Source organism: Arthrobacter sp. LAR12-1-1.1 (assembly GCF_040676555.1).
Classification (GTDB): domain Bacteria; phylum Actinomycetota; class Actinomycetes; order Actinomycetales; family Micrococcaceae; genus Arthrobacter.
In genome coordinates this window covers 1-25,884 of record NZ_JBEGIG010000014.1, presented here as the reverse complement: position 1 = coordinate 25,884, position 25,884 = coordinate 1, and the positions used below count along the sequence as shown (strand labels likewise).

The 25,884-nt window shown below is 67.1% G+C and carries 27 protein-coding genes; 15 read left to right on the top strand and 12 right to left on the bottom strand.

Features of this window, described 5'->3' with window-relative positions:
- Nucleotides 1-74 precede the first annotated feature (74 nt).
- The 4 genes from MRBLAR12_RS11595 (at nt 75) to MRBLAR12_RS11580 (ending at nt 3,402) form a co-directional block, all read left to right on the top strand.
- Nucleotides 75-1,085 carry a 1-aminocyclopropane-1-carboxylate deaminase gene (locus MRBLAR12_RS11595; RefSeq protein WP_364746149.1) on the top strand — a complete coding sequence of 337 codons (1,011 nt, stop codon included), beginning with the start codon at nt 75-77 and terminating at the stop codon, nt 1,083-1,085.
- 377 nt (nt 1,086-1,462) lie between these two features.
- Nucleotides 1,463-1,939, top strand: coding sequence for a hypothetical protein (locus MRBLAR12_RS11590; protein ID WP_364746146.1), 477 nt, complete (start codon nt 1,463-1,465; stop codon nt 1,937-1,939).
- Nucleotides 1,940-2,071: 132 nt separating this feature from the next.
- The gene (locus tag MRBLAR12_RS11585) at nt 2,072-2,620 is read left to right on the top strand and encodes an RNA polymerase sigma factor (protein WP_229995604.1); all 549 of its coding nucleotides are present in this window, start codon (nt 2,072-2,074) and stop codon (nt 2,618-2,620) included.
- Nucleotides 2,617-3,402, top strand: a complete 786-nt coding sequence (locus MRBLAR12_RS11580; protein WP_364746143.1) for a hypothetical protein — start codon at nt 2,617-2,619, stop codon at nt 3,400-3,402. The genes MRBLAR12_RS11585 and MRBLAR12_RS11580 overlap by 4 nt, the downstream gene beginning before the upstream one ends.
- Nucleotides 3,403-3,520: 118 nt before the next feature.
- Here MRBLAR12_RS11580 and MRBLAR12_RS11575 read toward each other — a convergent pair whose 3' ends face one another.
- From MRBLAR12_RS11575 to acs, 4 genes are read right to left on the bottom strand one after another with little or no spacing between them, the layout of a single operon-like run.
- Nucleotides 3,521-4,015 carry a CoA-binding protein gene (locus MRBLAR12_RS11575; RefSeq protein ID WP_364746140.1) on the bottom strand — a complete coding sequence of 165 codons (495 nt, stop codon included), beginning with the start codon at nt 4,013-4,015 and terminating at the stop codon, nt 3,521-3,523.
- A complete protein-coding gene (locus MRBLAR12_RS11570) occupies nt 4,015-5,373 on the bottom strand; it encodes an O-acetylhomoserine aminocarboxypropyltransferase/cysteine synthase family protein (protein ID WP_364746137.1) in 1,359 nt (452 codons plus the stop codon). Before MRBLAR12_RS11570 ends, MRBLAR12_RS11575 begins: the two co-directional genes overlap by 1 nt.
- Complete coding sequence (sfnG, locus tag MRBLAR12_RS11565; protein WP_364746134.1) at nt 5,373-6,611, bottom strand: dimethylsulfone monooxygenase SfnG; 1,239 nt, start codon at nt 6,609-6,611, stop codon at nt 5,373-5,375. The genes MRBLAR12_RS11570 and sfnG overlap by 1 nt, the downstream gene beginning before the upstream one ends.
- On the bottom strand, nt 6,604-8,808 hold the full coding sequence (gene acs, locus MRBLAR12_RS11560; RefSeq protein WP_364746131.1) for an acetate--CoA ligase: 2,205 nt from the start codon (nt 8,806-8,808) through the stop codon (nt 6,604-6,606). The genes sfnG and acs overlap by 8 nt, the downstream gene beginning before the upstream one ends.
- A 305-nt stretch (nt 8,809-9,113) precedes the next feature.
- Here acs and MRBLAR12_RS11555 point away from each other — a divergent pair, with 305 nt between their 5' ends.
- From MRBLAR12_RS11555 to MRBLAR12_RS11525, 7 genes are all read left to right on the top strand, one after another.
- Nucleotides 9,114-9,539: a CoA-binding protein gene (locus tag MRBLAR12_RS11555; protein WP_364746128.1), complete on the top strand. Its 426-nt coding sequence runs from the start codon at nt 9,114-9,116 to the stop codon at nt 9,537-9,539.
- An 11-nt stretch (nt 9,540-9,550) separates the two neighbouring features.
- Nucleotides 9,551-9,883 (top strand): hypothetical protein, encoded by a 333-nt coding sequence (locus MRBLAR12_RS11550; protein WP_356815842.1) that lies wholly within the window; start codon nt 9,551-9,553, stop codon nt 9,881-9,883.
- Between the two features lie 24 nt (nt 9,884-9,907).
- Nucleotides 9,908-10,318, top strand: a complete 411-nt coding sequence (locus MRBLAR12_RS11545; RefSeq protein WP_364746125.1) for an MmcQ/YjbR family DNA-binding protein — start codon at nt 9,908-9,910, stop codon at nt 10,316-10,318.
- Entirely contained in the window at nt 10,315-10,893 is a 579-nt protein-coding gene (locus tag MRBLAR12_RS11540) for a DUF1990 family protein (protein WP_364746122.1), read from the top strand. Before MRBLAR12_RS11545 ends, MRBLAR12_RS11540 begins: the two co-directional genes overlap by 4 nt.
- A 14-nt stretch (nt 10,894-10,907) precedes the next feature.
- Nucleotides 10,908-11,510, top strand: a complete 603-nt coding sequence (locus MRBLAR12_RS11535) for a hypothetical protein (protein WP_364746119.1) — start codon at nt 10,908-10,910, stop codon at nt 11,508-11,510.
- 50 nt (nt 11,511-11,560) lie between these two features.
- Nucleotides 11,561-11,878, top strand: a complete 318-nt coding sequence (locus tag MRBLAR12_RS11530; RefSeq protein WP_091564993.1) for a putative quinol monooxygenase — start codon at nt 11,561-11,563, stop codon at nt 11,876-11,878.
- A gap of 128 nt (nt 11,879-12,006) precedes the next feature.
- Nucleotides 12,007-12,300, top strand: coding sequence for a DUF503 domain-containing protein (locus tag MRBLAR12_RS11525; RefSeq protein WP_229995614.1), 294 nt, complete (start codon nt 12,007-12,009; stop codon nt 12,298-12,300).
- A 421-nt stretch (nt 12,301-12,721) separates the two neighbouring features.
- On the opposite strand, the gene purL is transcribed toward MRBLAR12_RS11525, so the two are convergent.
- Genes purL through purS form a run of 3 tightly spaced genes read right to left on the bottom strand, consistent with a single transcriptional unit; the run spans nt 12,722 to nt 16,063 of the window.
- Nucleotides 12,722-15,055, bottom strand: coding sequence for a phosphoribosylformylglycinamidine synthase subunit PurL (gene purL, locus MRBLAR12_RS11520; protein WP_364746114.1), 2,334 nt, complete (start codon nt 15,053-15,055; stop codon nt 12,722-12,724).
- Nucleotides 15,052-15,810: a phosphoribosylformylglycinamidine synthase subunit PurQ gene (purQ, locus tag MRBLAR12_RS11515; protein WP_229995927.1), complete on the bottom strand. Its 759-nt coding sequence runs from the start codon at nt 15,808-15,810 to the stop codon at nt 15,052-15,054. Before purQ ends, purL begins: the two co-directional genes overlap by 4 nt.
- Nucleotide 15,811: 1 nt before the next feature.
- Nucleotides 15,812-16,063, bottom strand: coding sequence for a phosphoribosylformylglycinamidine synthase subunit PurS (gene purS, locus MRBLAR12_RS11510; RefSeq protein WP_018776110.1), 252 nt, complete (start codon nt 16,061-16,063; stop codon nt 15,812-15,814).
- Between the two features lie 277 nt (nt 16,064-16,340).
- On the opposite strand from purS, the gene MRBLAR12_RS11505 reads away from it, so the two are divergent.
- Nucleotides 16,341-16,526: a hypothetical protein gene (locus MRBLAR12_RS11505; protein WP_091564988.1), complete on the top strand. Its 186-nt coding sequence runs from the start codon at nt 16,341-16,343 to the stop codon at nt 16,524-16,526.
- 341 nt (nt 16,527-16,867) lie between these two features.
- A complete protein-coding gene (locus MRBLAR12_RS11500) occupies nt 16,868-20,005 on the top strand; it encodes a S8 family serine peptidase (RefSeq protein ID WP_414645502.1) in 3,138 nt (1,045 codons plus the stop codon).
- Nucleotides 20,006-20,169: 164 nt separating this feature from the next.
- Here MRBLAR12_RS11500 and MRBLAR12_RS11495 read toward each other — a convergent pair whose 3' ends face one another.
- From MRBLAR12_RS11495 to MRBLAR12_RS11480, 4 genes are read right to left on the bottom strand one after another with little or no spacing between them, the layout of a single operon-like run.
- The gene (locus MRBLAR12_RS11495; RefSeq protein ID WP_229995926.1) at nt 20,170-20,562 is read right to left on the bottom strand and encodes a serine protease inhibitor; all 393 of its coding nucleotides are present in this window, start codon (nt 20,560-20,562) and stop codon (nt 20,170-20,172) included.
- Entirely contained in the window at nt 20,559-21,524 is a 966-nt protein-coding gene (locus tag MRBLAR12_RS11490; RefSeq protein ID WP_229995925.1) for a 3-methyladenine DNA glycosylase, read from the bottom strand. The genes MRBLAR12_RS11495 and MRBLAR12_RS11490 overlap by 4 nt, the downstream gene beginning before the upstream one ends.
- A 4-nt stretch (nt 21,525-21,528) precedes the next feature.
- Nucleotides 21,529-22,143, bottom strand: a complete 615-nt coding sequence (locus tag MRBLAR12_RS11485; protein ID WP_364746109.1) for a serine protease inhibitor — start codon at nt 22,141-22,143, stop codon at nt 21,529-21,531.
- 27 nt (nt 22,144-22,170) lie between these two features.
- On the bottom strand, nt 22,171-22,641 hold the full coding sequence (locus MRBLAR12_RS11480; protein WP_364746179.1) for a MarR family winged helix-turn-helix transcriptional regulator: 471 nt from the start codon (nt 22,639-22,641) through the stop codon (nt 22,171-22,173).
- A 127-nt stretch (nt 22,642-22,768) separates the two neighbouring features.
- Between MRBLAR12_RS11480 and MRBLAR12_RS11475 the strand changes: the two genes are divergently transcribed.
- Nucleotides 22,769-22,993, top strand: coding sequence for a hypothetical protein (locus MRBLAR12_RS11475; protein ID WP_229996176.1), 225 nt, complete (start codon nt 22,769-22,771; stop codon nt 22,991-22,993).
- Nucleotides 22,994-23,136: 143 nt separating this feature from the next.
- The gene (locus MRBLAR12_RS11470) at nt 23,137-23,331 is read left to right on the top strand and encodes a hypothetical protein (RefSeq protein WP_043423475.1); all 195 of its coding nucleotides are present in this window, start codon (nt 23,137-23,139) and stop codon (nt 23,329-23,331) included.
- Between the two features lie 199 nt (nt 23,332-23,530).
- Here the strand turns inward: MRBLAR12_RS11470 and MRBLAR12_RS11465 are convergent, their stop codons facing one another.
- Nucleotides 23,531-24,889 (bottom strand): aspartate kinase, encoded by a 1,359-nt coding sequence (locus MRBLAR12_RS11465; RefSeq protein ID WP_229996177.1) that lies wholly within the window; start codon nt 24,887-24,889, stop codon nt 23,531-23,533.
- Nucleotides 24,890-25,884 lie beyond the last annotated feature (995 nt).

Genomic DNA, 25,884 nt, shown 5'->3' with positions numbered 1-25,884 from the left:
AGGTATCCGACAATGCAATGTATTGCATATTTGTTGTTCACCCACCCGTTTCCCACGCGAGCGAAGGACCGACGATGGCCATCACCGATTTTGAGCGCTATCCCCTGATGTTTGGACCGAGTCCCGTCCACCCGCTGCCGCGGCTCAGCGCGCACCTCGGCGGGGCGCAGATCTGGGCGAAACGGGAGGACGTCAACAGCGGCCTCGCGTTCGGCGGCAACAAGACCCGCAAGCTGGAGTACTTTGTCCCGGATGCCCTGGCGCAGGGCGCGGACACCCTGGTCTCAATTGGCGGCTACCAGTCCAACCACACCCGCCAGGTCGCGGCGGTGGCCGCGAAGCTCGGCCTCAAGGCCCGCCTGGTTCAGGAAAACTGGGTCGACTGGCCGGATCCGCTGTCCGACCGCGTGGGCAACATCCTGCTCTCGCGCATCATGGGCGCCGATGTCCGGCTGGAGAGTGCGGGCTTTGACATCGGTATCCGCAGCAGTTGGGAGAACGCGATCGAGGAGGTCAAGGCTGCTGGCGGCAAGCCGTACGCGATCCCGGCCGGCGCGTCCGACCACAGGCTGGGCGGGCTGGGCTTTGCCAACTGGGCCTACGAGGTGGAGGAGCAGGAGCGCGAGCTCGGCATCTTCTTCGACACGATCATCGTCTGCACCGTCACGGGCTCCACCCATGCCGGCATGATCGCGGGTTTTGCCGGTCAGGACAAACCACGCCGCGTGATCGGCATCGATGCGTCGGCGACCCTGACGAAGACCCGCGACCAGGTTGAACGCATTGCCCGGAACACCGCCGAGCTGATCGGCCTGGGCCGGGAACTCCGTGACGACGAAATCAACGTCATGGAGGGCTGGGCCGGGGACCGCTATGGAATTCCCGTCGACTCCACCCTGGAAGCCATCCGCCTGGGCGCCTCGCTCGAAGCCATGATCACTGACCCAATCTACGAGGGCAAGTCCCTGGCCGGACTGATCGACCTCGTGACAAGCCGGGAGATTCCGGCCGGGAGCAACGTTCTTTACGCACACCTGGGTGGCCAGATCGCCCTCAATGCCTACAGCGGACTCTTCCGGTCCTGACGCGGCGCACGGCGGCGGCGGGTTCCCTGACGGGGACCCGCCGCCGCCGTCGTTAAGCCCCGGCAACACCGGCCCAAAAAAAGAAATCAAGAAATTTCTGATTGGTGCGTAACCTTTCGGGCCCGCCCAGCGATTACCTCTTTGTAAGCGCCGCCGGAGCCTTGGACCCCCCACCAGGCACCGGCTGTCCTTCCACCGTAAGTGCCGACCGGCGCCTTCCCCCCATCTGGTCTCCGGTCGGCCCTTTACCGTAAGCGCTTGCCGGCGCCTGCCCCCATGGGCGCCGGCCAGCCTTTTCTGGCGAGAGTGGGCTGTCGACTGCCCCCAAGAGGCCTCAGCCCGCCTTCCACCAAAAAAACAAAGGATATACGTCTGTAATGAAGAGTGTTAGCAAGACCACCAAGATTGCTGTCGGCGCCGCCATCCTGGCAGTCGGAGGTTTCTCCGGCATCGGACTGGCCAATGCGGCCCAGATGTCCAGCACCGAGCAGACTGAAGTGAACCACGCTACGCCCGCCACTCCAGCTGTCCCGGCCACACCTACGCTCCCGGCAAAGCCGGCCGTCCCCGCAGTTCCGGCCGCGCCGTCGACTGACGGCAAGGCGAAGGGCGACGCCGATGTGGACGGCACCGAGGGTGCCGTCGAAGGCTCCGTTGATTCAAAGAAGGGCGCCACCGTTAAGGGCGACGCCAGCGTCAAGGGTGCTGCCGGCGAGGCACGCGCCAACGCCAACGTCAACGCCGCAGTTCCGGCCGTCCCCGGTGCCAAGTCCGTCTCCGGTGCCAAGGGCGTCCCGGCCACCCCAGCCGTTCCGGCCCAGCCGTCCGTCGAGCTGCCCCAGCACGACAAGTAATATCCGGCTGTTTAGCCTGGACCCGTCACGGGTCTGAAAGCAAGGAGGGAGCCCTCATTTTGAAGGGCTCCGGGGTGCGGCCGCTAGACTTACGGGGGGGCCGCACCCCAGCAGTAACGGAAGGACAGCTTCTTGGCACAGCAGCTAAGCGACGACGAATTGTCAGCCGCTTTAGCTGGTGACCCATCAGGTTTCAGCGCGGTGTACGCTGTCATTTCCCCTGCCGTGCTGGGCTACTTCCGGGCCCGGGGCGTGGACGACGCCGAGGCCCTGACCCAAGACGTGTTCGTGGACGTCCTGCCGAAACTGGCCGGCGTCAGCGGCGGCCACAAGGGCCTGCGGACCTTTATTTTCTCCGTCGCCCACGCCCGGCTGGTCGACTACAGGCGGCGGGCAGAACGCACGCCGCACCTAGCCGAGTACGACCCCCTGACCGACGCGCGGTACTCGGCATCAGCCGAGGACGAGGTGCTCGGATCCCTGGGCGGTATCTCGGACACTCTCGCGAGGCTCAATGAGGAGCAACGGGAAGTTCTGGTCCTGCGGATCGTCGCAGACCTTTCCATCGAACAGGTGGCCGGCATCATGGACAAGACGCCGGGTGCCATCAAACAGCTTCAGCGCCGCGGGCTCAGTGCCCTGCGCGAACTCGTAACCGAAAAGGACCACGCAGCATCATGACCGGCACCCGCGACCCCCAGCAGGATGGCAGCATCCAGACCATGCTGAGCGACTCCGGCCTCGAAGCCGCGGCCGAGCTCCGGAGCGCGCTCGAACAGCTCCGCGCCGTGATCCCGGATGCGGCTCCGGCGCCCCGCGCCGATCTCGCGGCACTGCTTGCCGCCGGAGTAGCCCGTTCAGCCGCCCCTGTCTCAGCCGCGACGACGGCGCTGCCCGCGGTCGCGTCCGCCAAGGATGCCGCCGATGAATCGCTGCCGACCGGGGTCACTAGCCTCGCCGAGCGCCGCGGCCGGAAGCGTCGGCTGGCAATCGTCGGTGGCGCCGTCGTGGGTGCCATGACCCTTGGTGCCGGCGCCGTGGCGGCATCCAGCGAGGACTTCCGGCACAGTGTCAGCCAGAGCGTCGGCGTCATCTTCCAGTCCCCGGGGCACGGCACTCCGGCCCCCGAGCATGTCCAGCCGTCGCCGTCCTCGGTCCCGGTCTTCCCTGCACCTGCCGCGACGTCGCCGGCAGGAACTCCCGGGGCTGCCCCATCCAGCACTGCACCTACTGGCGCGGGATCGGACGGCGACGAGGACTCGGACAAGAAGGCCGGACGCAAGCCGCGCACCACGCCGCCCGCCGTCGGGCGTGACGGTATCCTGCCGACGCCGCCAAATCGTCCGGTCGCGCCGGGAAGGCCCGAGCTCCCGGGCCGGGGCGCGGACCGGGGTCTTCCCTCGGATCCGGTGCCGGCGCCGACCTTTCCCGGTTTGCTTCCCACGCCCCCCGGCCAGCCCTAGACCGCCTTCTAACCCAGTTGCGCTATCACTTAGGGCTGTTCTGAGCGCTGGGAACGACCCTAAGTGATAGCGCAACAGGTGGGTTGGCGGGTGACGGGTGCTGTTGGGCCTGCTGCTGTTAGGCCAGGACCTGCCGCTTGGAGGAGATGACGCCGGTGTCGAAGCCGGCCAGGTGCAGGCCGCCGTGGAACCGGGCATGCTCAATCTTCACGCAGCGGTCCATCACGACGTCGAGCCCGGCGGCTTCGGCCTCTTTGGCCACGTCCTCATGCCAGGAGCCCAGTTGCAGCCAGAGGGTCTTGGCGCCGGCGGCGATGGCCTCGTCCAGGACGCCCGGCAGGTCACCGTGCTTGCGGAACACGTCCACAATGTCCGGGCTTTCCGGCAGATCCGCCAGCGACGCGTACGTCGGCTGCCCCAGGATTTCCTTCACCACCGGGTTCACGAAGTAGACCTTGTACCGGGTGGAAGACTGCAGGTAGGTGGCCACGAAATAGCTCGCGCGCGACGGCTTGTCCGAAGCGCCCACGATCGCGATCGACTTCGCCTGCCGCAGCAGGTTCAGGCGCTCCGGCGCCGACGGCCCGGTCCAGGTCCGTTCTTCAACAGTCATCAGTTCGTTCCGATCGTGCAGGCTTCAGCCTCTGATGTGTCCAAGCCGCGGGCGGATGCATCCGAGGCTGCCTCCTGGGACGCCGCGTCCAGGGCCTGATCAAGGTCCCAGAGGATGTCGTCGATGTCTTCCAACCCGATCGAGATGCGGACCAGGTCCTCGGGGACGCCGGCGGATTCGAGCTGTTCGGGGTTGAGCTGCTGGTGGGTGGTGGACCCGGGGTGGATGACCAGGGTCCTGGAGTCGCCCACATTGGCCAGATGCGAGGCCAACTGCAGGGACTCGATGAACTTCTGGCCCGCGGCACGGCCGCCCTTGACGCCGAAGGAGAAGACCGAGCCAGGACCCAGCGGCAGGTACTTCTTGGCCCGCTCGAAGTGCGGGTGCGAAGGCAGGCCGGAGAAGTTTACGTAGGCCACGCGCTCGTCCGCCTCGAGCCATTCGGCCACGGCCTGCGCGTTCTTCAGGTGCTCGTCGAGGCGCTGGGGGAGCGTTTCGACGCCCTGCAGGAGCTGGAAGGCCGACTGCGGGGACAGTGCCGGGCCGATGTCGCGCAACTGTTCGCAGCGCAGCTTGGTCAGGAAGCCGTACTCGCCGAAGTTGCCCCACCAGGACACGTTTCCGTACGAGGCCACCGGCTCCGTCATCGTGGGGAAGTTGCCGTTGCCCCAATCGAAGCGGCCGCTTTCGACGATCACGCCGCCCAGGGTGGTGCCGTGGCCGCCGAGGAACTTCGTGGCGGAGTGGATCACGATGTCCGCGCCGTGATCGATCGGCCGCACGAGGTACGGCGTGCTCAAGGTGGCGTCGACGACGAGCGGGACGCCGGCGTCGTGCGCCACCTTCGCGAGGGCCGCAAGGTCCTGGACCTCCGAGGACGGGTTGGCCACCACCTCGACGAAGATCGCCTTGGTGTTTTCCCGGACTGCGGCGGCGTAGTCCGCCGGATCGGTGCCGGGGACGAACGTGGTGTCCACGCCGAAGCGGCGCAGCGTGACGTCCAGCTGGGTCACCGTACCGCCGTAGAGCTGGGAGGCGGCGACGATGTGGTCCCCGGCCTGGGTGAGCGCGGCGAAAGTGATGAACTCCGCCGCCATGCCGGAAGACGTGGCCACGGCGCCGATGCCGCCCTCCAGGGAGGCGATGCGCTCCTCGAACGCGGCCACGGTGGGGTTGCCGATCCGGGAGTAGATGTTGCCGTATTTCTGCAGCGCGAAGAGGCTCGCGGCCTCCTGGGTGTCCTTGAACACGAAGGAGGTGGTCTGGTAGATCGGCACGGCACGGGCGCCGTGCTCGGCGTCGGGGGTGCCGCCGGCGTGCAGCGCGCGGGTGCGGAAACCGAACTTGCGCTCAGCCATTACGCAGCTACCTCAACGTTTGCCACCGGGGTCTGGGACAGGTCCAGCTCGATGCCGTTCTTGCGTGCCAGGTCCGCCTCGAGTTCGCGGACGATCGGCAGGACGTCCTGACCGAACGCGCCGACTTCCTCCTGGAAATGCAGGTAGCCGGTGAGGAACAGGTTCACGCCGATCTTCTTGTACTCCACGATCCGCTCGGCGATCTGCTCCGGTGTGCCAATCAGCTGCGTCTTGAAGCCGTCGTTGTACTGGACCAGGTCCTCGAAGCTGGAGTCGGCCCACATGCCTTTGCCGTCCGTGGTGGACGCTCCGGCTTCCTGCACGGCGGCGCGGAACCCTTCGACGGCGGGCTTGTGCGCCTTCTCGACGATCTCGCGGAGGGTGTCGCGGGCTTCCTTTTCGGAATCACGGGCAATGACGAAGCCGTTGAGGCCAAACCTAGGAGAGGGGAGGGCGGGGAGGTGGGAGGAGCTCCGGGAGGGCAGCCCGGCGCCGCTCCCGCGCCCGGCAGCACGCCCGACTTCTCCTGCGGAGGCCACGACGCCGGAGATGTTCTCCTTGAACCCTTCGAGGTCCTTGCCGTTGGAGAAGTACCAGTCGGCCACGCGGCCGGCAGTGGCCTGCGCGGCTGTGGAGTTGCCGCCAAAGAAGATCTCCGGGTGTGCCCGGCCCGGCACGTCCACCGGGGCCGGGTTCAGGGTGAAATCGGTGATGTTGTAGTACTTGCCGGACTGGCTGTATTCCTGCTCGGTCCAGAGCCCGCGGAGGACCTTGATGAATTCCTCGGTGCGGACATAGCGCTCGTCGTGCTCGAGCCATTCGAGCCCAAAGTTGGTGAATTCGTCCTTGAGCCAGCCGGAGACGATGTTCACTGCGGCGCGGCCGTTGGAGATGTGGTCCGCGGTGATGATGTACTTCGCCAGCACGCCGGGGTGCCACATGCCCGGATGGACGGCGGAGATCACTTTGAGGCGCTCGGTGGCGGCCAGCAGCGCCAGGCTGAACGAGGTGGCCTCGTGCTGCTTGTCCGCGCCGTAGGAGGCGGCGTACCGGGTTTGGGTCAGGGCGTATTCGAAGCCGGAGTTTTCCGCGATCCTGGCCAGCTTCTTGTTGTACTCGAAGTCCCAGCCGGTGCGCTGTTCGATGGTGGAAACCACCAGGCCGCCGGAAACGTTGGGAACCCAGTAGGCGAACTTGAGCGGTTCGGAAAGACGGGCGACGCTGCTGATGTCAGTCATGGGTGTTCCTTACTTCTGGGGTGTTGTTGCGTTCGCGCAGCACATCCTGGATGCCCGCGATGGATGGTTCGTTCTGGAGCGACGTGGTGTCCCCGAGCGCGGTTCCTTCGAACAGCTGGGTCAGCAGCCGGCGCATGATCTTGCCGCTGCGGGTCTTGGGCACATCGGGAACGACGACGACGTCGCGCGGCTTGGCGATCGGCCCGATCTGCTTAGCGACGTGCGCCTTCAATTCGGACGCGATGTCCTCGGTAGCCGCCGAATCCTTCAGCACGACAAACGCCACGATGGCATGCCCGGTCTTTGGGTCCGCGACCGGGCAGACGCCCGCTTCCACAACGTCCGGATGGGAGACGAGCGCCGACTCGATCTCGATCGTGGAGAGCAGGTGCCCTGAGACGTTGAGGGTGTCATCTACCCGCCCGAGGATCCAGATGTCTCCGTCGTCGTCATACTTGGCGCCATCACCGGCGAGGAACCAGCCCTGTTCGGCGTATTGACGCCAGTACGAATCGAAGTAGCGGCGCGGGTTCCCCCAGACTGTCCGCGCGATCGCGGGGCCGGGGGAGTCCACCACGATGAAACCCTGGACGCCCGGCGGAACCGCATTGCCGGCGTCGTCCACGATGCGCGTGCTGACCCCGGGCAGCGGACGGGCCGCGCAGCCGGGCTTGAACGCGGTGTCCGTCGGTGCGGGGGAGAGGATGGTGGCGCCGGTTTCGGACTGCCACCAGGTGTCCACCACCGGGGCGGTGCCGGCGCCGATGTTGGCCCGGAACCAGCGCCAGGCCTCGGGGTTGATGGCCTCGCCCACCGTGCCGAGGAGACGGATGGAGGAGAGATCGTACGTGTCGGGGACGCCGTCCGGGAACCAGCCCATCAGGGAGCGGACCAGGGTGGGCGCGGTGTAGTACTGCGTGACGCCGTAGCGTTCGATGATCTCAAAGTGCCGGCCCGGGTGCGGGGTGTTGGGTGTTCCCTCGAAAATGACCTGCGTGGCGCCGTTGGAGAGCGGGCCGTAGAGCTCGTAGGTGTGCGCGGTGACCCAGGCGAGGTCGGCCGTGCACCAGTGCACGTCCTTCTCCCGCAGCGCGGGGTCCGGGTTGCTGAACAGGTGCTCGAAGCTCCACGACGCCTGCGCGAGGTAGCCACCGGAGGTGTGGACCAGGCCCTTGGGCTTCCCGGTAGTGCCGGAGGTGTACATGATGAACAGCGGCGTCTCGGCGTCGAACGGTTCGGCTACGTGGACGTCGGAAGCTGTCCCGACGGCGTCGTGCCACCACACATCGCGGCCCGCGGTCATCGGGACGGTCCCGAGTTCGTCCGCCGGAGTGGTCCTGTTGACCACCAGGACGTGCTCGATGGCGTTGTCGCCGGAGACGGCGGCATCCGCGTTGTCCTTGACCGGCACCGCGGCGCCGCGGCGGAACTGTCCGTCGGTGGTGACCAGGAGTTTGGCGCCGGTGTCCTCCACACGGAACTTCAATGCCTCGGCGGAGAAGCCGCCGAAGACCAGGGAGTGGATGGCGCCGATGCGGGCCACGGCGAGGGTGATGATCACGGTTTCGGGGATGACCGGGAGGTAGATGACCACGCGGTCGCCCTTGGTGATGCCGAGGTCCAGGAGGGCATTGGCGGCCTTGGACACCTCGCGCTGGAGGCCGGCGTAGGTGACGGCACGGCGGTCACCGGGCTCGCCCTCGAAGTGCAGGGCCACCTTGTCTCCCCGCCCAGCCGCTACATGGCGGTCGACGCAGTTGTAGGCGACATTGAGCCTGCCGCCCTCGAACCAGGTGATCTGCGGGCCGGTGCCGGCCTCGACGTCGGCCGGGATGCGGCGGTGCGCGGTGTGCCAGGGCTTGCCGCCGATGTCGTTACTGAGGGCACCGTCGGCCGGTGCCGCCCAGTCGAGGCGCAGGGCCTGTTCTTCCCAGAAGGAAACCGTGTCGGCCACTGCCGTCGCGGCGGTGTGGTGCCTGGGGGTGGTGCTGCGGTGACGCGCCGGTCCGTCGGTGGGGGCGCCGTGCACTGCGCCGTCCGTGGGCTCGGTCAGGGACCATCCCGACGAGCCGCGAGAGGAACCGGGCGCGTCACGCAGCCCTGCTTCGTTCGCCGTCGCGTCCGAAGTGGTTTGTGGGGTTGCCTCGGACGCAGTCCGGGCAAAGGTGGGCAGGGCGGAAGAATTCTCAGGGGTCATGGCAGCACTCCATCGGTCCTGGCAGTAGCACCCTTGGTTCCTCTGGTTCCCTCGAATTCAATCGAAAGTGAGCGGAACAGTTCCGTGGGAATGGTCGTCTCACGTCACCGGGGGTTGCTGCGGCTTCATCGATCCAGGTCTCTCGGCCGCTCGGGATGGTCACTACCTACTAGAACCGAGATGCACGATTCCACAAAATCCGCGTCTCACGCGTTGTAATATTCGTTCATGGCGGCGCCCGGCGGCGCGAAATCGTTCATTTATTCGACGATTATCCAAAAAGGTCGCAGGAGTAAGGTTAATGCATGGCCCACGTTAACGATCCGGCAGTCATTGACCGCCTCATGCGAACCAAAGGCACGTGGGCGGTGGTCGGCCTGACCACCAACGAATGGCGCTCGGCGTACGACGTCTCCCTGTATATCCGTGACCGGATGGGTATGGAAATCATTCCGGTCAACTTGCCCGGAGACGACGTCCATGGCGAGAAGGGGTACCGCTCCCTGACGGAGATTCCCGCGGCGAAACACCCGATCGACGTCGTGGACTGCTTCGTCAACTCCCACAAGGTGGGGGCCGTCATAGACGAGGCCATTGCCGTAGGCGCCAAGGCCGTCTGGCTGCAACTGGGCGTCTTCGACGACGCCGCGGCGGCGCGTGCCAAGGCCGCCGGGCTGGACGTCGTCGTGAACGAATGCCCCGCCCGCGAAGGGTGGCGCGTGGGCCTCTAACGGAGTCGGTGGTGCTGGCCGCGGCCCGGGAGCTCGACGCCGGTGCGGATCAGGACCTGGAACTCACGCCGGAGCAGCGCTACATCCGCGGCGAGATCGCGGTGGAAAAGGCGCAGCTGCTGGTGCCCGAGCTCGTCCAGTCCGCGGCCCAGCAGCTCTTCGACGTGACCGGGGCATCCGCCACGTCGAAGTCCAAGTCGCTGGACCGGCACTGGCGCAACGCCCGGACCGTGGCCACCCACAACCCGGCCGTGTTCAAGGCCCGCACGGTGGGCGATTACGAAGTCAACGGCACCACTCCCGAAGGGCTGCACAGCATCGGCGATGCCCGCACTGCCGGGTAGACCGCAGCCGGATAGGCTCGTGTCATGGACGTTGCCACCTTCCGCGAGATCTGCCTGAGCTTCCCGGGCGCCTTTGAGGACTTTCCGTTCGGCCCGGAGACATCCGTGTTCAAAGTGCGCTCTGCCGTGGCGGGTGGCGCGCGGCAGGACGCCAAGATGTTCGCGTTATCCGCCATGGACCCGGCGGACTGGTCCGTGAGCCTCAAATGCGAGCCGGCCCTGGCCGAACAGCTGCGGGCCATCCATCCGGAAATCACCGGCGCCTGGCATATGAACAAGACGCACTGGAACGGGGTCCGGCTGGACGGATCGCTGCCGGACGACATGATCCGGGACATGGTGGAAGATTCCTATGACCTGGTGGTCGCATCGCTCAGCCGAAAACAGCGGGAGCAGCTGGGCTGGGCAGGGCTCGCCCGGGGCCAAGGCACATGAGCGGCGGCCCTGACGCCGGCGGCGGCTCGCCCGCCGGCCGCATCGCGGGGGCCGGGCTGAACTATCCGGGCATTGGCTCCACCGAGCACGGGCAGGCTCCGGAGGGATTTCCCTGCGTGGTGTCCCAGGCTTACCTGGGCGATGGCCTGGCACTGTACCGGAGGGTTGCACAGGGGATTCTTTCCTGGCAGCTGCAGAAACGCTCCGGGCTGCGGATCCGCACCGACTCCGACGCCGTTGTGCCCGGTGCGCGCGTGGTGAGCGGATTCGGCGTCGGGCCCTTCCGGATCAACGCGCCCTGCGAGGTGGTGTGGGTGCGCCGGCCGGTGCCCGGCGACGGGCCCCAACGTGCCGGGTTCGGGTACGGCACGCTGCCGGGCCATCCCGTGCGGGGCGAGGAAGCCTTCGAAGTGGAGATCGACGCCGCGGGGCGGGTGTTCCTCAAAATCACGGCCTTCAGCAGGCCGTCCAACTGGTTCTACGCGGCCGGCAGCGCCCTCGCGGGACGTGCACAACGGCATGTCACTTCCCGATACATTGGGAGTGCACACGAACTGGCCGCAGGTGAAAGCTGAGCAGGAGCAGGTGGATGCTGGAACAGACAACCCTTGACCAATTGTGGAACTTCGACGACCCCGCCGGATCGGAAGCCTGTTTCCGGGCAGCCGCCGCAGATGACAGCTATGACGCCGACGAACGCGCCGAACTCACCGCCCAGCTGGGCCGGGCCATCGGGCTGCAGGGCCGCTACGAGGAAGCCGACGCGCTGCTGGATTCGATCGATGCCGACGAGCCCACCGTGGCCGTCCGGGTGCTGCTGGAACGCGGCCGGGTGCTCAATTCCAGCGGCCACGGGGCGATGGCCGTGCCGCTCTTTGAGCAGGCGGCAGAACTGGCGGACCACCTGGGCGAGGAATTCCTGGCCGTGGACGCGCTGCACATGCTCGCCATTGCCGACTCCGCGCACGCCGAGACCTGGACCCGGAGCGCCCTGGAGTATGCCTCGACGGTCCACGACGAGCGGACCAAGCGGTGGGTGGTCTCGCTGCACAACAACCTCGGCTGGACGCTGCACGACGCCGGCCGCTGCACCGAGGCAATGGTGGAGTTCCAGCTCGCCGAGCAGTGGGCCGACCGGATCGGCACCCCGCGGCAGCAGGAACTTGCCCGCGAGGCCATCAAGGCCTGCTGACCGCCTGCAAGAATGGAACCTCCGGAATTTCGAATGAAAGGCAACAGCTCGTGATCTTCATCGTCGTCAAATTCAAGGTCAAGCCGGACTGGTCCGAGCGCTGGCTGGGACTCGTGGACGATTTCACCCGGGCCACCCGCCAGGAGCCAGGGAACCTCTGGTTCGACTGGTCCCGCAGCGTGGAGGATCCCAATGAATTCGTCCTCGTTGAGGCCTTCAAGGACGACGCCGCCGGAGACCACGTGAACAGCGCCCACTTCAAGCAGGCCATGGCGGACATGCCCCAGGCCCTGGCCGAAACTCCCCGGATCATCAGCCGCCAGCTCGACGGCGAAGGCTGGGACCGGATGGGCGAACTCACCATCTAACCGGCGTCGATTGCTCCGTAGACGCCATTTTGAGGCCTCAAAACGGCGGTGGGCCCACGCTGGCAGGGTTCCCTGGCCGAGCTTGCGAGGCGAGGGAGCCGGTGGGGAGCAATGGATAGGCTTATGGCATGTGGATCGGATGGATCGAATTCGACATCCTTCTGGGCGACGTTCACAGCCTCAAGGAGAAGCGCTCCGTGGTGCGGCCGCTGCTGGCGGAGCTGAAGCGGCGCTTTGATGTCTCCGTGGCCGAGGTCGGGGACCACGAACAGCACCGGCGCACGCAGTTGGGCGCCGGCCTGGTGGCAGCCGACCGGGGACACGTCGTGGAGGTGCTGACCGCCGTCGAACGCTTCGTGGCAGCCCGGCCCGAACTCGAACTCCTCAGCGCACGGCAACGGGAACTCCGCAGCGACGACTAACCCCGTCGATTGCTCCGTAGCCGCCCTTTTGAGGTTCATTGGGGTGGGCTCGGATTCGCCGCAGGCCTTCCGGAACCGGAGCTAAACGTGCCGATCATCGACGATGCGGGAACGCGGCACCACGAACCCGACTTGGCCTATCGGAAATACAGAATCGGCGTCGATGGCGGCCCGGGCGTTAACGAACGATTGCTCCGCAACTGCCGTTTTGAGGGTTCAAAACGGCAGTTACGGAACAACCGATGGAACGGGCCCACGCCGCCAGGGTTCCCTGGCCGAGCTTGCGAGGCGAGGGCTGCGGTGGGTGGGCCCACGCCGCTAGGGTTCCCTGGCCGAGCTTGCGAGGCGAGGGCTGCGGTGGGTGGGCCCACGCCGCTAGGGTTCCCTGGCCGAGCTTGCGAGGCGAGGGCTGCGGTGGGGACTAGCCGAAGTACTTCGGCAGGGTCGCCTCGTGGGCTTCGCGGAGCGCGTCGAGGCTCATGGTTTCGACGCCATTGATCTCCAGCGTGCCGCCCTCGGCGTCCACGACGCCGATCCGGACGTGCGCGAAGCCGCGGGCGGTGCACATGTCCGTGAAGCGGATTTCCTCCGAGCGGGGCACAGCGACGACGGCGCGGCCCTGGGTTTCGGAGAACAGCGCCGTGAACAGGTCCACCCCGTCGCGGTCCAGGACATCCTGCAGCGCGATCCGGGCGCCCACGCCGTAGCGCAGGGACGACTCCACGAGGGCTGCAGCGAGGCCGCCTTCGGAGAGGTCGTGGGCGGAATCCACCATGCCGTCGCGGGAGGCGTTGATCAGGATCTGCCCCAGTTCGCGCTCGGCGTCGAGGTCAACCTTGGGCGGCAGGCCGCCGAGGTGTCCGCGCATGTTGGACCATTCCGAACCGTCCAGCTCGGCCGCTGTCGTGCCCAGCAGGTAGATGGCCTGGCCATCTTCCTTCCAGCCCGACGGCGTGCGGCGGGCGACGTCGTCGAACTTGCCCAGCACAGCCACCACGGGGGAGGGGTGGATGGGGGTGGTCCCGGTCTGGTTGTACAGCGAGACGTTGCCGCCGGTGACCGGGATGCCGAGGACCATGCAGGCGTCGGACAGGCCGCGGATGGCTTCGGCCAGCTGCCACATGACGTCGGGATCCTCGGGGGAGCCGAAGTTCAGGCAGTCGCTGACGGCCATCGGAACGGCGCCGGAGGTGGCGACGTTCCGGTAGGCCTCAGCCAGGGCCAGTTGCGCGCCGTGGTACGGATCGAGGTAGGTGTAGCGGCCGTTGGCATCGGTGGCCAGGGCCACGCCGAGGCCGGTTTCCTCGTCCACCCGGACCACGCCGGCGTCGTCCGGGAACGCCATGGCGGTGTTGCCGCCGACGTAGCGGTCGTACTGCTTGGTGATCCAGGACTTGTCGCACATGTTCGGCGAGGCGACGAGCTCGGTGATGGCGGCGGCCAGGTCCGCGGGGGCGGAGGGACGGCCGGTATCCTGCACGGACCCGGTGAAGGAGTCGGCCTGGACGGCGTCCTGCCATTCGGGGCGGGCGTACGGGCGGTCGTAGACCGGGCCGTCGTGGGCCACGGTGCGCGGGTCGACGTCGACAATGACTTCGCCTTCCCACGTGATGATGAGGCGGCCGGTGTCGGTCACTTCGCCCAGCCAGGAGTACTCCACCGCCCACTTGTCCATGACCGCTTCAAACGCGGCGATGTTCTCGGGGGTGACCACGGCCATCATGCGTTCCTGCGACTCGGACATCAGGATCTCGCCCGGGGTCAGCGTGGGGTCGCGGAGCAGGACGGAGGTCAGCTCGACCTCCATGCCGCCGTCGCCGTTGGAGGCGAGCTCGGACGTGGCGCAGGAGATGCCCGCGGCGCCCAGATCCTGGATGCCTTCAACCAGGGAACCCTTGAACAGCTCCAGGCAGCACTCGATCAGGACCTTCTCGGCGAAAGGGTCGCCCACCTGGACGGCCGGGCGCTTGGAAGGCTTGGTGTCGTCGAACGACTCCGAAGCCAGCACGGAGGCGCCGCCGATCCCGTCGCCGCCGGTGCGGGCGCCGAACAGCACCACCTTGTTGCCCTTGCCGGAAGCGTTGGCGAGGCGGATGTCCTCGTGTCGCATGACGCCGACGGCGAGGGCGTTGACCAGCGGGTTGCCCTGGTACACGGAGTCGAAGACCATCTCGCCGCCGATGTTGGGCAGGCCCAGAGAGTTCCCGTAGCCGCCGATGCCGGCCACGGCGCCGTGCATGACGCGGGCGGTGTCCGGGTGGTCGATCGCACCGAAGCGCAGCGGATCCATCACGGCCACCGGGCGCGCGCCCATGGAGATGATGTCGCGGACAATGCCGCCGATGCCGGTTGCGGCGCCCTGGTAGGGCTCCACGAACGACGGTGAGTTATGGGACTCGATCTTGAACGTCACAGCCCAGCCGTCGCCCAGGTTGGTGACACCGGCGTTCTCGCCGATGCCAACGAGCATGTCCTTCTTCATTTCCTCGGTCACCTTGTCGCCGAACTGGCGCAGGTGGTTCTTCGAGGACTTGTAAGAGCAGTGTTCGCTCCACATCACCGAGTACATGGCGAGTTCCGCGCCGGTGGGGCGGCGGCCCAGGACCTTAACGACCTCGTCGAACTCGTTCTGCTTCAGGCCCAGTTCGGCCCAGGGGAGTTCGGTGTCCGGCGTCTTGGCCGCGTTCTCGACGGTGTCGATGTTGAACTTCCGGGCGGTCTCCGCGGGCGCCGCCACTGCGGGTGTGTCCGTCATTTGTTGTCTCCCACGATTTTGTTCAGGACAGAGGTGAAGAACCCGAGGCCCTCGGTGCCGGAGCCGATCTCGGGGCCGAAGCCGGCCTCCACGGCGTGCTCGGGGTGCGGCATGAGGCCCACCACGTTGCCTGCGGCGTTGGAGATGCCGGCAATGTCGCGGCGGGAGCCGTTCGGGTTGAAGCCGACGTAGCGGAACACGACGCGGCCTTCCGCCTCGAGCGCATCGAGGGTCTTCTCGTCGGCGATGTACTGGCCGTCCTGGTTCTTCAGCGGCACGGTGATTTCCTGGCCGGCGGCGTAGTCCCCGGTCCAGGCCGTCGTGTTGTTCTCCACGCGCAGGACCTGGTCGCGGCACATGAACTTCAGGTGATCGTTCTTGATCATGGAGCCGGGCAGCAGGTGCGACTCGGTCAGGATCTGGAAGCCGTTGCAGATGCCCAGCACGGGCAGCAAGGCACGCGAGTTGGCGGCGTCGATGATTTTGGACATCAGCGGCGCGAAGCGGGCGATGGCGCCGGCACGGAGGTAATCGCCGTAGGAGAAACCGCCGGGAATCACGACGGCGTCAACGTCGCCCAAAGTAGTCCCGGCGTGCCAGAGTTCCACCGGGGTGGCGCCGGCCAGCCGGACCGCACGGGCGGCGTCGCGGTCGTCCAGGGTGCCGGGGAAGGTGACGACGCCGATCTTCGCACCGGCGAGCCGGGGGTGCGCGGCGACGGCAACAGCCTCACCGATCAGGGGGAGTTCAGTCATCTCAGGCCTCAACGACCTCGACGTTGACGACGTCCTCGATGACCGGGTTGGACAGCAGGGTCTCCGCGGCGTCGCGGGCCTGGGCCAGGATCTCCTCGGTCACCTCGCCGTCGACCGTGAGTTCAAAGCGCTTGCCCTGGCGGACAGAGCTGAAAGCGGTAAAGCCCAGCCGGGGCAGAGCACCGACGATGGCCTTCCCCTGCGGGTCCAGAATCTCGGGCTTGGGCATGACGTCGACAACGATCCGGGGCATCCGGCAACTCCTGTGCGTGAGCGTTGGGTAAGGGCGCAGCGGAGTGGTGCCGTCTCACGCCGATCCGCTGTGTGTTGAGGACTGCTTGGTGAATACAACGAGAAAGGGCGCTCCGCGAGCTTGCATGCCCATTCTACCGGCCTCGGTGCGTCCGGCCGTATTCGAAGCTGGGAGTGTGAACGCGGCCCCAACGGCAGGTCGCTGAACTGGAGAAATGGCGTCGCCGGGGCGGCTGCGGCCTATGGTCCGGGCTGCCGCGGGTCAGTAGGATGTGCCCATGGCTGAGAAACCGAAATCCGTGGTGTTATCTGTTGTGGCCGTTGCAGTGTTCGCCGGGCTGGGCCGGATGGTCCTGCAGAAGATCAAGGCCGACCGTGCGGCGAGGGCGTCCAAGGTGGCCGGTCCCCTGGATGAGAAGACCCGAGCATGGATCAGCGACGTCGTCCGGACTCCGCGTAAGTAGGCCAGCGGTAGGCCGCCCGTAGGCCAGCGGTGGCCCCGGACCATTAGTGGCCGCGTCCTCCCTCGCCGAGGTGCCGCAGGGGTGCGCACCCGTGCGGGTCCGTGAGGGCCGAAGGCGCCAATTGACGCAGGTCATGAGCTCCGCCATCGCATCGTGTCGTACTGCATGACAAATTTTAAATACCTCCTTGTGGTCTATGTCATATCTCGCTCTCAGTCTGTACTGTATGAATCGGCTGGTATCCGTCGGGGCAGGCCGGGCGATCGCCCGGTGAGTTCCCGCCAGTCCGTTGGGCCCGGTATTGAAGCCGGGCCGTTCCTTTACGAAAGGTTCAAACACTCGTGACATCACCAGGAAAGAGCTTCCTTCGAAGCGGGGGACTCCGGAGGGCCGCGGCACTGACCCTGGGCTTGCCGGTTCTTCTGTCCAGCATCGCGATCGCCCCCGCCAACGCGGCCCCGGCGCAAGGCCCGGCCGTAGCCGGGGTCGCACAGAAGAATGTTGATCCGAACAACTATAAGGACGGCCGCTACATTGTGGTCCTGGCGGAAAAGCCGTCCGCAACCTACGACGGCGGGACGGCCGGGATGCCGGCCACCAAGCCTGCAGCCGGCAAGAAGCTCGATGCCAACAGGGCTGAAGTCAAGCAGTACACGGCGCATCTGGAACAGCGGCAGGCCCAGGTGGCCGGCCAGCAGGGCGTCAAGATGCAGCGCCAGTTCACGGCAGCCCTCAACGGCTTCAGCGCCCAGCTGACGGCGGACCAGGCCCTGAAGCTGGCCAAGGACCCCTCGGTCCTGGTGGTCGCGCCGGACACGCAGAACGCACCCGACTACTCCAGCACCGACTTCCTCAAGCTCAGCGGGCCCAACGGCACGTGGAACACCAAGTTCGGCGGCAAAGACGCGGCCGGCAAGGGCGTCGTGGTCGGTGTCATCGACACCGGATACACCCCCTCCAGCGCCTACTTCGCCGGCGAGGAGGTCAAGCCGCTCACCGGAGATCCCGTCGTCGGCGTGCCGTACCGCACCGCGGACGGCAAGATCCAGATGCTGAAAGCCGACGGCGAATTCTTCACGGGCGAGTGCCAGACCGGTACCGACTTCGACGGCACCGCCTGCAACTCCAAGGTCCTGAGCGCCCGCTACTTCAGCGACGCCTTCGAGGCCACTGTCCCGCCGGAAGCCTGGGACCCGGGCGAACGGCTGTCCCCGGTCGACGCCGCCAGCCATGGAACCCACACCGCCAGCACGGCTGCCGGAAACGCCGACGTCGAAGCCATGGTTGACGGCCGGAGCTTCGGCCAGACCAGCGGCATCGCGCCGGCCGCAAAGCTGTCCGTTTACAAGGTCTGCTGGGAAGACAACGATCCCAACTCCGGCGGGTGCTACTCGTCAGCGTCCGTCGATGCGATCGAGAGCGCCATCGAGGACGGCGTGGACGTCCTGAACTACTCCATCTCCGGCGCCACGGACACCACCACGGACCCGGTCTCCCTGGCGTTCCTGTCCGCCGCCTCGGCCGGGATCTTCGTCGCCGTCTCCGCCGGCAACTCCGGCCCGACCGCCAGCACCGTCAATCACGGCGCGCCCTGGCTGACCACGGTCGCCGCCAGCAGCTTCTCGCAGGAACTGCAGGGCACGGTCGAGTTCTCCGACGGCAGCAAGTACCGCGGCGCCAGCATCATGAACGGCCAGGTCTCCAACGCCGGCGTCGTCCTGGCAGCCAACGCAGCAGCCGCCGGGAGCACCAGCTCGGCTTTGTGCGGCCCCGACACGCTGGACCCGGCGAAGATCGCCGGCAAGGTAGTGGTCTGTGACCGCGGCGTCGTTGACCGCGTTGCAAAGAGCGCCGAGGTCAAGCGTGGCGGCGGCGTCGGCATGATCCTCGTCAACCTGACCAACTCCTCGCTGGACACGGACAAGCACTCGGTCCCCACCGTCCACGTGAACCCGCCCGCCACCGAGGCCATCAAGGCCAAGGTCACGGCCAACCCGGCCATCACGGTTTCCCTGGTCAACAAGGACACCACCGGGCTGCCCCTCGAGGCGCAGCCGCAGATTGCCGGGTTCTCCTCCCGCGGCCCGCTGCTCGCTGCCGGCTCGGACCTCCTCAAGCCTGACGTCGCGGCGCCCGGCGTGGCCGTGCTGGCCGGCGTTTCACCGATCGGCACCGGAGGAGACAACTTCGGTTTCCTCTCCGGCACCTCCATGGCGTCCCCGCACGTGGCCGGCTTCGGCGCGCTGATCCTCGCCAAGAACCCCGCATGGTCCCCTGCGACGGTCAAGTCCGCGATGATGACCACCACCAGCGACGTTGTGAACGCCGACGGATCCAAGAACACCGATGTGTTCGCCACCGGCGCGGGCCAGGTGGACCCGGCCCGCGTGCTGGATCCGGGCCTGGTCTACGACGCCACCACGGATGACTACCTGGCGTTCATCAACGGCACGGGCTTCGATTCCCCCATCCCGGGCGTCGGCACCACCCAGCCGCGGGACATGAACCTCCCGTCCTTCGCCCTGGGCAACCTGGCCGGGAAGATCGAGGTCACCCGCACGCTGACCGCCCTGACGCCGGGGGTCTACAAGGCCAACTTCAATGTTCCCGGCATCAAGGTCACCGTGACCCCGGCCGTTCTGAACTTCAGCGCCGCCGGCGAAAAGCGCACGTTCAAGGTCTCCTTTGAGAATCAGGGCGCACCCCTGGGCAAGTTCGCGACCGGTTCGCTGACCTGGCAGGGCGCCAACAAGAACGTGGCGTCGCCGATCGCGGTCCGGCCGCAGTCGGTCGTGGCCTTGTCCGATGTTGCCTTCACCTCCGAGGGGGGCAGCGGTTCGGGCGCCATCAAGGTGGTCTCCGGCACCAGCTCGCCGATCAACATGACCCTCGACGGACTCTCGAAGGCAGACTCCACGGCCGTCGAGCTCGTCCCGGGCCCGTTCACGGCACGCACGGATGCCTCGAACCTCGTCAAGAGCGTCACAGTCGAGGCCGGAGCCCCTCTGGCCAAGTTCTCGGTCATTTCCGCGGACCCGAACGCTGACTTCGACATGTACGTCATGACCCCGAGCGGCCCGCTGACGGTCGCGACATCATCGGCGAGCGAATCGGTGTCCATCCCCAACCCGAAACCGGGCAAGTACACGATCTACGCCAACCTGTACGCGAGCCCGAACAACAAGCCCACCAAGGCCTCTGTCGACGCCGCCGTGCTGGGCAAGGTGGTGGGCAAGGCATCGCTGAACCCGACCCCGCTTCGGCTCGCCAACGGCAAGGCCGGCAAGGTCACGCTGAGCTGGGAAGGGCTGGAGGCCGGTTCGTACATCGGCCGGGTCACTTTCGCCGGTGCCAGCGATCCCACGTTCGTAACGGTGCTGGTGAGCCCGGCCGGGGCCGTCGTGGTCCCGCCGACCTCGGAGGACCAGGGCAAGATCCAGAACAGCGATCAGTCCAACGCCTCGAACAACGCCATCTAGGCAGAAACCCTCACTAGGAAACGGCAACGGCCGGCGGCTCACACCGCCGGCCGTTGCCGTTTAAGCCGCCGCGGACCAGAGGGGCCCGGCCGCGGACCAGAGCGGGCCCGGCCGCGGCGGGGTAGGGCATCGGGCGCAGGGGCCGGGCGGCACGCCCGGAAACGTCAGATGGCGCCCGTGGACCCAACGGTGCCGCCGAGCAGCGGCGCCATGGCGCGCCAGCGGGCGATCTCGCAGCCGTCGGTCCGGCTGAAGCGGCTATTGACCTCGCGTCCGAGGTACCAGCCGGTCACGACGGCGGTCTGCGGGCCGCCGTACTGCTGCGTGCACAGCCGCGGCGGCCCCGGCTTCGGGAAGAAGATGGCCTCGCCGTGGCGCCGGACGGCCTCAAGGGCTGCGGCCGGATCGGGCAGGGTGGAGGCGGCGGAGGGGACGCCGTCGCCGGCTTCCAGCCTGAACGTGTATTCCGGCGCACCGGGAGCCTCGGTGAGGCGGATGGTCAGATCGACGCCGTTAGGGTCGTGGCGGGCATTTTCGGGGCTGGCTGTGTCTGTCATGACGGTCCCTTCAGGCTGTTGTCCGGCTCCGGGCCTCCGGTGGTGGGCGCGGTCCCGGCCGCGGCGTTGAGCAGCGGCGTCAGCTCCTGCAGGAGCCGCTCCCGGAGCTGCTGTGACTCGGCCGCGAACGCCCGCTGATAGTCAACGTACTCGGCCTTGCCCTCCGGTGTCTCGATCCGGATGGCCGGGTACCCCCAGTCGGCGAGGTCGTAGGGCGAGGCCTGCATGTCCATGGCCCGGATCCGCCACGACAGTTCGAAACAGTCCATGACCAGCTCGCTGGGCAGCAGCGGGGAAAGCTTGTAGGCCCACTTGTAGAGGTCCATGTTGGCGTGCAGGCAGCCCGGCTGCTCCATGGCCCGCTGGTTCTCCCTGCTGGGGACCATGCTGTTTAGCGGAACGGCGTCCGGCGTATAGAAGCGGAAGGCGTCGAAGTGCGAACACCGGATCCGGTTCTCCTCCACCACCTCGTCGGTGCGCCCGGACCCCAGCCGCAACTGCAGGTACTCGTGCCGGAGGTCGAATTTGTCCTGCCGGTAGACCATGGCCCACTCGTGCAGCCCGAAGCAGCCGAACTGGGCCGGCCGCGCGGCGGTCCCGGCGAGGATGATCCCGGCGAACTGCAGTGCCTCCCGTCGGTCCCTCAGGAAGGCGCCGACGTCGACAGTCACCGCGGGCGACCCTGCCGGCAGTCCGGCGGCCGCGAGTTCGGCGCCGTCGGCCGCGCGGTAATACTTCCACCCGGTCCGCGCCGCAGTCTCGGGGCCGGAGAGCACGACGCCGGCGCCCGGGTGCCAGCGCAGCAGCTGTCCGGGCTTCTGGGTGTAGTAGGTGAAGAGGAAGTCCTCCACCGGGTGCTTCCGGCCGGCGGAGCGCCGCTCGAGGTAGGGATCCGCATAGCGGCGGACGCGTTGGACGTGGGCGGCCTGGCGTGGCAGCCACTCTTCCTGCTGGAGGTGCAAGGGCTTAGCTCGCCCCGCCGGATGAGCCCAGGACGTCCTTGGCGGCGTTCCAGGCGGCGATTTCACAGCCGTCCTTCTGGCTGAAGCTGACCTGAACCTGGTGTCCGTCCACGACGCCGGTGACCGTCGCCGTTTGCGGGCCGCCGTAGATCATTTGCTGGCCGCCTTGGATGGCGGGCGCCTGCTGGGTGCAGACTTGGTTCTTGCCGGCGGGAACCGGGTTGAGAATGGACGGATTGTTCTTGATGGCGATGCACGCTGCGGCGGGGTTGGGATGCTGGCTCTCGGCCGCAGGAGCCCCGTTCTGGCAGACGAGCGTGAAGTTGGTCGCGGTAGCGGTCTCGGCCGGTTTGATCATGATGGCGAGCTCGGCGTTCCCCTGCCCGGGGCCGGACGGCAGCGGCTCCGCGGAGGGTGCGGGTGCCGGGGACGTCGTCTCTGTGTCTGGCGACGGGGAGCCGGACGGGGCTGTTGGCGAGGGGGTGGAGGGGGCGCCCGACGTCGTGCTGGTGGAGGGAGAAGGTGTTGGCCCGCCGTTCGGCGTGCAGGCGGCCAGTCCGGCCACGGCCATCAGGACGGCCGCCAGGACAAGTGCCGGGCGGCCCGATTGCGTGCGCATCAGCAGTCCTCCTCTGTTTTGCCCAGTCTACCGCCGGGGCGCGTCGTCCGGGCCTGGCCGGGTGGCGGCGATCAGGTCCATCATGGTCGCGTGCAGCTGGCCGACCTGTTCACGCGTCAGGCCCAGCCGGGCCATCATGATGCCCGGGACTTCGGTGGCTTGCTCCCGAAGGGCGGCTCCGCGCGGCGTCAGCCGGACATCGAGGGTGCGCTCGTTGCCTTCCAGCCGCTGGCGGGTGATGAAACCGGCGGTCTCGAGGCGGCGCAGCAGCGGCGAGATGGTTGCCGGCTCCTGGGCCAGGGCCTCGCTGATGTCGCGGACGGACCGCGGGCTTGCTTCCCAAAGGCACAGCATGACGAGGTACTGCGGGTGCGTCAGGCCGAGCTGGTCCAGGACGGGTTTGTAGGCGCCCACGACGCTTCGGGAGGCTACCGTCAGGGCGAAGCAGAGCTGTTGTTCCAGCAGGAGGTCGTCCTCCGCTGCCCGGGCTTCCTGCACGCCCTGCGTGACGTGCCCGCCCTGGATTGCTGGGGTTCCTTCGGTCACACCGACTCCTTCGAATGATTAGTGCACTAATGATTAGCGTACACTGGGAGCATTGTCTTGTTCCCAGGGAAGGATAGCCATGGCCAAGGAAAACGCCGTCGAGAGGTTCATGCGGGCCACCGGGAAGTTCCGGGCCGTGTTCGGCCCGGCCAACCGCAGTTCACTCGGCCACGAGATGACCGACCAGAACAGGCGGCTGCTGGCAATGCGGCAGGCCGAAACTGAACAGTGGGAGACCTTGCACCGGCCCGATGGCAGCACCTATGTGGTGCCCCGAAATCCTGACGACAAATCCCTGCGCTAGGTCCCTTTTCGCGGCACCGCGCCCGGGCCATTTCCCGCCGCCGGGCGTAAAATGAGGGCACTGCCACACCGCTGTGCAGCATCCTGAACCATCCGGGACGAGGAAAGGGGGTGGGACTAGTGACACGTGCTGTCAGAGCTTTCATGGAAAAGACCGACAAGCTGCGGCTCCTGTTCGGGCCCGCAAATCGAGGCGACACCGCGGCGCCTGTAGTTCACAAGCACGATGACTTCGAGCACGCCTCGGAAGACGACCTGGCAGGCTTCGAGGTCGAGACGGACGACCAGGGACACCACTACGCTGTCCGGAAAACGGATCTCGGGAAAGAAGAGGTCTGAGCAGGCCCGCTGCGCCCATCCCATAGGTGCCGGGGGGATCCCGGTGCTGCGGGGCGGCCGCGTGCGGCCGTTGGATTGCGGCCCGAAACGGGGGGATGCGGCCGGATTCGGGCAGATGTGGGGAAGGGAGCGGCAAGCGCCGCTCCCTTCCCCATATCTCTGTGCGCTCCGGGATCCCGCCCGACAAGCTTCGGCTCGGCTAGCGGCCGGTGCCGCCGTAGACCGTGGCCTCGTCCTCGCTGTCGAGGTCAAACGCCCTGTGGATGGCCCGGACGGCGTCGTCGAGCAGATCGGCGTGGGTGACCACGGAGATCCGGATCTCCGAGGTGGAGATCATGTTGATGTTGATGCCGGCCTCGGAGAGGGCCGCGAAGAATCGCGCGGAAACGCCCGGGTGCGAGCGCATGCCGGCGCCGATCAGCGAGAGCTTGCCGATCTTCTCGTTGTATTCGATGCTCTCGAAGCCGATCCGGTCCTGCGCGGCGTGCAGGGCGGCCAGAGCCTCGGCGCCCTCGACGATCGGGAGGGTGAAGGAGATATCGGTCCGGCCGGTGCCGTGTGTGGAGACGTTCTGGACGATCATGTCGATGTTCGAGTGGGCGTCCGCGATGACCTGGAAGATCGCCGCAGCCTTGCCGGGGATGTCCGGTACGCCGACAACCGTGACTTTGGCTTCGGAACGGTCGTGTGCAACACCGGAGATGATTGGCTGCTCCAAGGCAACTCCCTCTTGAGTCGTGATCTTGTCGTCGGCGCCGGGCAGGACCCAGGTGCCTTCGTTCTGGCTGAATGAGGAACGGACGTGCAGGGGCACCCCAAAGCGGCGGGCATATTCGACGCAGCGCAGGTGAAGAATCTTAGCGCCGGAAGCGGCCAGCTCCAGCATTTCCTCGCTGGAGATGCGGTCGATCTTCCGGGCCGACGCCACGACGCGCGGATCGGCCGTGTAGACGCCGTCGACGTCGGTGAAGATCTCGCACACATCGGCGTCGAGCGCCGCGGCGAGGGCCACGGCCGTCGTGTCCGAGCCGCCGCGCCCAAGCGTCGTGATCTCGTTCGTGGCGTGGCTCATGCCCTGGAATCCGGCCACAATCGCGATGTGCCCCTTGTCCAGGGCGGTGCGGATGCGGTGCGGGTCGACGTCGATGATCCGGGCCTTGCCGTGGATGCCGTCGGTGATCATGCCGGCCTGGGACCCGGTGAACGACTGGGCCGAGGCGCCGAACTTGTTGATGGCCATGGCCAGCAGCGCCATGGAGATGCGTTCGCCTGCAGAAAGGAGCATGTCCATCTCACGGGCGGGGGCGGAATCGGTCACCTGGCTGGCGAGGTCAAGGAGCTCATCGGTGGTGTCGCCCATGGCGGAAACCACCACCACCACCTCGTCGCCGGCGTTTTGGGCGTCCACGACCCTCCGGGCGACGCGCTTGATGCCCTCCGCGTCCGCCACCGAGGACCCGCCAAATTTCTTCACGACAAGGTGCTTGGTGGCGGCGGCCGAGACGGGCAGCGTCTGCGGCTGCGATCCGGGCTGGACTTCGGTAGTGGGCAAACTCATTCGCGCACCCTCACTGGATCATCGGGGTTCTGGGCCAGGCAACCAAACGGCGCGACGGCGTAACTTCTCACTCCAGTTTATCGCCGTGCCGCCCGCGCCGTTGAATTGTGACCGAATGGCAGACACTCCGGGCCTCTCTCCACCGGACATGCCCCGTGATGGCAGCCAGGAGTGGACATGCTCTCCCGTTCCGCGGGACATGCTCATTCTTGGCAGGCAGGAGTGGGCAGGAGGGCATTGTGTCCATTCCTGGGCGCGGACACTGGACATGTCCGCCGGGCTTGGGGCTGGGCGCTGGACATGTCCGCCGGGCTTGGGGCGGAGTGCTGGACATGTCCGCCGGGCTTGGGGCGGAGTGCTGGACATGTCCGCTGGTCCGGTTGGGGAGCGCGGTGGGTAGTGGACATGCTCTCCCGTTCCGCGGGACATGCTCATTCTTGGCAGGCAGGAGTGGGCATCAGGGCATTGTGTCCATTCCTGGGCGCGGGCACTGGGCATGTCCGCCGGGCTTGGGGCTGGGCGCTGGACATGTCCGCTGGGCTTGGGGCGGGGCGCTGGACATGTCCACTGGTCCGGTTGGGGAAGCGCGGGTGGGTGGTGGACATGCTCTCCCGTTCCGCGGGACATGCTCATTCTTGGCAGGCAGGAGTGGGCATCAGGGCATTGTGTCCAGTCCTGGGCGCGGGCGCTGGGCACGTCCGCCGGGCTTGGGGCTGGGGCTGGGCCAGGGGGAGGGATGCGGGGACATGTCCATTGGGCCCGGAGGGGAATCGGGAGGAGCGGCAGCCCTGGTCCGCGGCACTGCCACCTGTGCCGGCAGCTCCCAGGCGCAGTACAGCTGATATGTAGGTGTTCCTTGTCAAGAGGGCAAGGGTGAGCGGTCCAAGGCTCTCGTGTCTTGGACCGCTCTTTCGTATCCGTTCGTGGCCTCATCCGGTGGGCTGGCGCGTCGTGATCGACGGCGCTGTCAGACTCTCACGAAAATTAAGGTGCCC

Excerpts from the sequence above, each read along its gene's own strand:
- MRBLAR12_RS11525 (WP_229995614.1), top strand. The coding sequence starts at position 12,007 with ATGTGGATCGGATGGATCGAATTCGACATCCTTCTGGGCGACGTTCAC.
- MRBLAR12_RS11485 (WP_364746109.1), bottom strand. The coding sequence starts at position 22,143 with ATGCGCACGCAATCGGGCCGCCCGGCACTTGTCCTGGCGGCCGTCCTG.
- MRBLAR12_RS11470 (WP_043423475.1), top strand. The coding sequence starts at position 23,137 with ATGGAAAAGACCGACAAGCTGCGGCTCCTGTTCGGGCCCGCAAATCGA.
- MRBLAR12_RS11595 (WP_364746149.1), top strand. The coding sequence starts at position 75 with ATGGCCATCACCGATTTTGAGCGCTATCCCCTGATGTTTGGACCGAGT.
- MRBLAR12_RS11580 (WP_364746143.1), top strand. The coding sequence starts at position 2,617 with ATGACCGGCACCCGCGACCCCCAGCAGGATGGCAGCATCCAGACCATG.
- MRBLAR12_RS11540 (WP_364746122.1), top strand. The coding sequence starts at position 10,315 with ATGAGCGGCGGCCCTGACGCCGGCGGCGGCTCGCCCGCCGGCCGCATC.
- MRBLAR12_RS11475 (WP_229996176.1), top strand. The coding sequence starts at position 22,769 with ATGGCCAAGGAAAACGCCGTCGAGAGGTTCATGCGGGCCACCGGGAAG.
- MRBLAR12_RS11575 (WP_364746140.1), bottom strand. The coding sequence starts at position 4,015 with ATGACTGTTGAAGAACGGACCTGGACCGGGCCGTCGGCGCCGGAGCGC.
- MRBLAR12_RS11535 (WP_364746119.1), top strand. The coding sequence starts at position 10,908 with ATGCTGGAACAGACAACCCTTGACCAATTGTGGAACTTCGACGACCCC.
- MRBLAR12_RS11555 (WP_364746128.1), top strand. The coding sequence starts at position 9,114 with ATGGCCCACGTTAACGATCCGGCAGTCATTGACCGCCTCATGCGAACC.
- acs (WP_364746131.1), bottom strand. The coding sequence starts at position 8,808 with ATGACCCCTGAGAATTCTTCCGCCCTGCCCACCTTTGCCCGGACTGCG.
- purL (WP_364746114.1), bottom strand. The coding sequence starts at position 15,055 with ATGACGGACACACCCGCAGTGGCGGCGCCCGCGGAGACCGCCCGGAAG.
- MRBLAR12_RS11495 (WP_229995926.1), bottom strand. The coding sequence starts at position 20,562 with ATGACAGACACAGCCAGCCCCGAAAATGCCCGCCACGACCCTAACGGC.
- MRBLAR12_RS11570 (WP_364746137.1), bottom strand. The coding sequence starts at position 5,373 with ATGGCTGAGCGCAAGTTCGGTTTCCGCACCCGCGCGCTGCACGCCGGC.
- MRBLAR12_RS11590 (WP_364746146.1), top strand. The coding sequence starts at position 1,463 with ATGAAGAGTGTTAGCAAGACCACCAAGATTGCTGTCGGCGCCGCCATC.
- purS (WP_018776110.1), bottom strand. The coding sequence starts at position 16,063 with ATGCCCCGGATCGTTGTCGACGTCATGCCCAAGCCCGAGATTCTGGAC.
- purQ (WP_229995927.1), bottom strand. The coding sequence starts at position 15,810 with ATGACTGAACTCCCCCTGATCGGTGAGGCTGTTGCCGTCGCCGCGCAC.
- MRBLAR12_RS11465 (WP_229996177.1), bottom strand. The coding sequence starts at position 24,889 with ATGAGTTTGCCCACTACCGAAGTCCAGCCCGGATCGCAGCCGCAGACG.
- MRBLAR12_RS11505 (WP_091564988.1), top strand. The coding sequence starts at position 16,341 with ATGGCTGAGAAACCGAAATCCGTGGTGTTATCTGTTGTGGCCGTTGCA.
- MRBLAR12_RS11545 (WP_364746125.1), top strand. The coding sequence starts at position 9,908 with ATGGACGTTGCCACCTTCCGCGAGATCTGCCTGAGCTTCCCGGGCGCC.
- sfnG (WP_364746134.1), bottom strand. The coding sequence starts at position 6,611 with ATGACTGACATCAGCAGCGTCGCCCGTCTTTCCGAACCGCTCAAGTTC.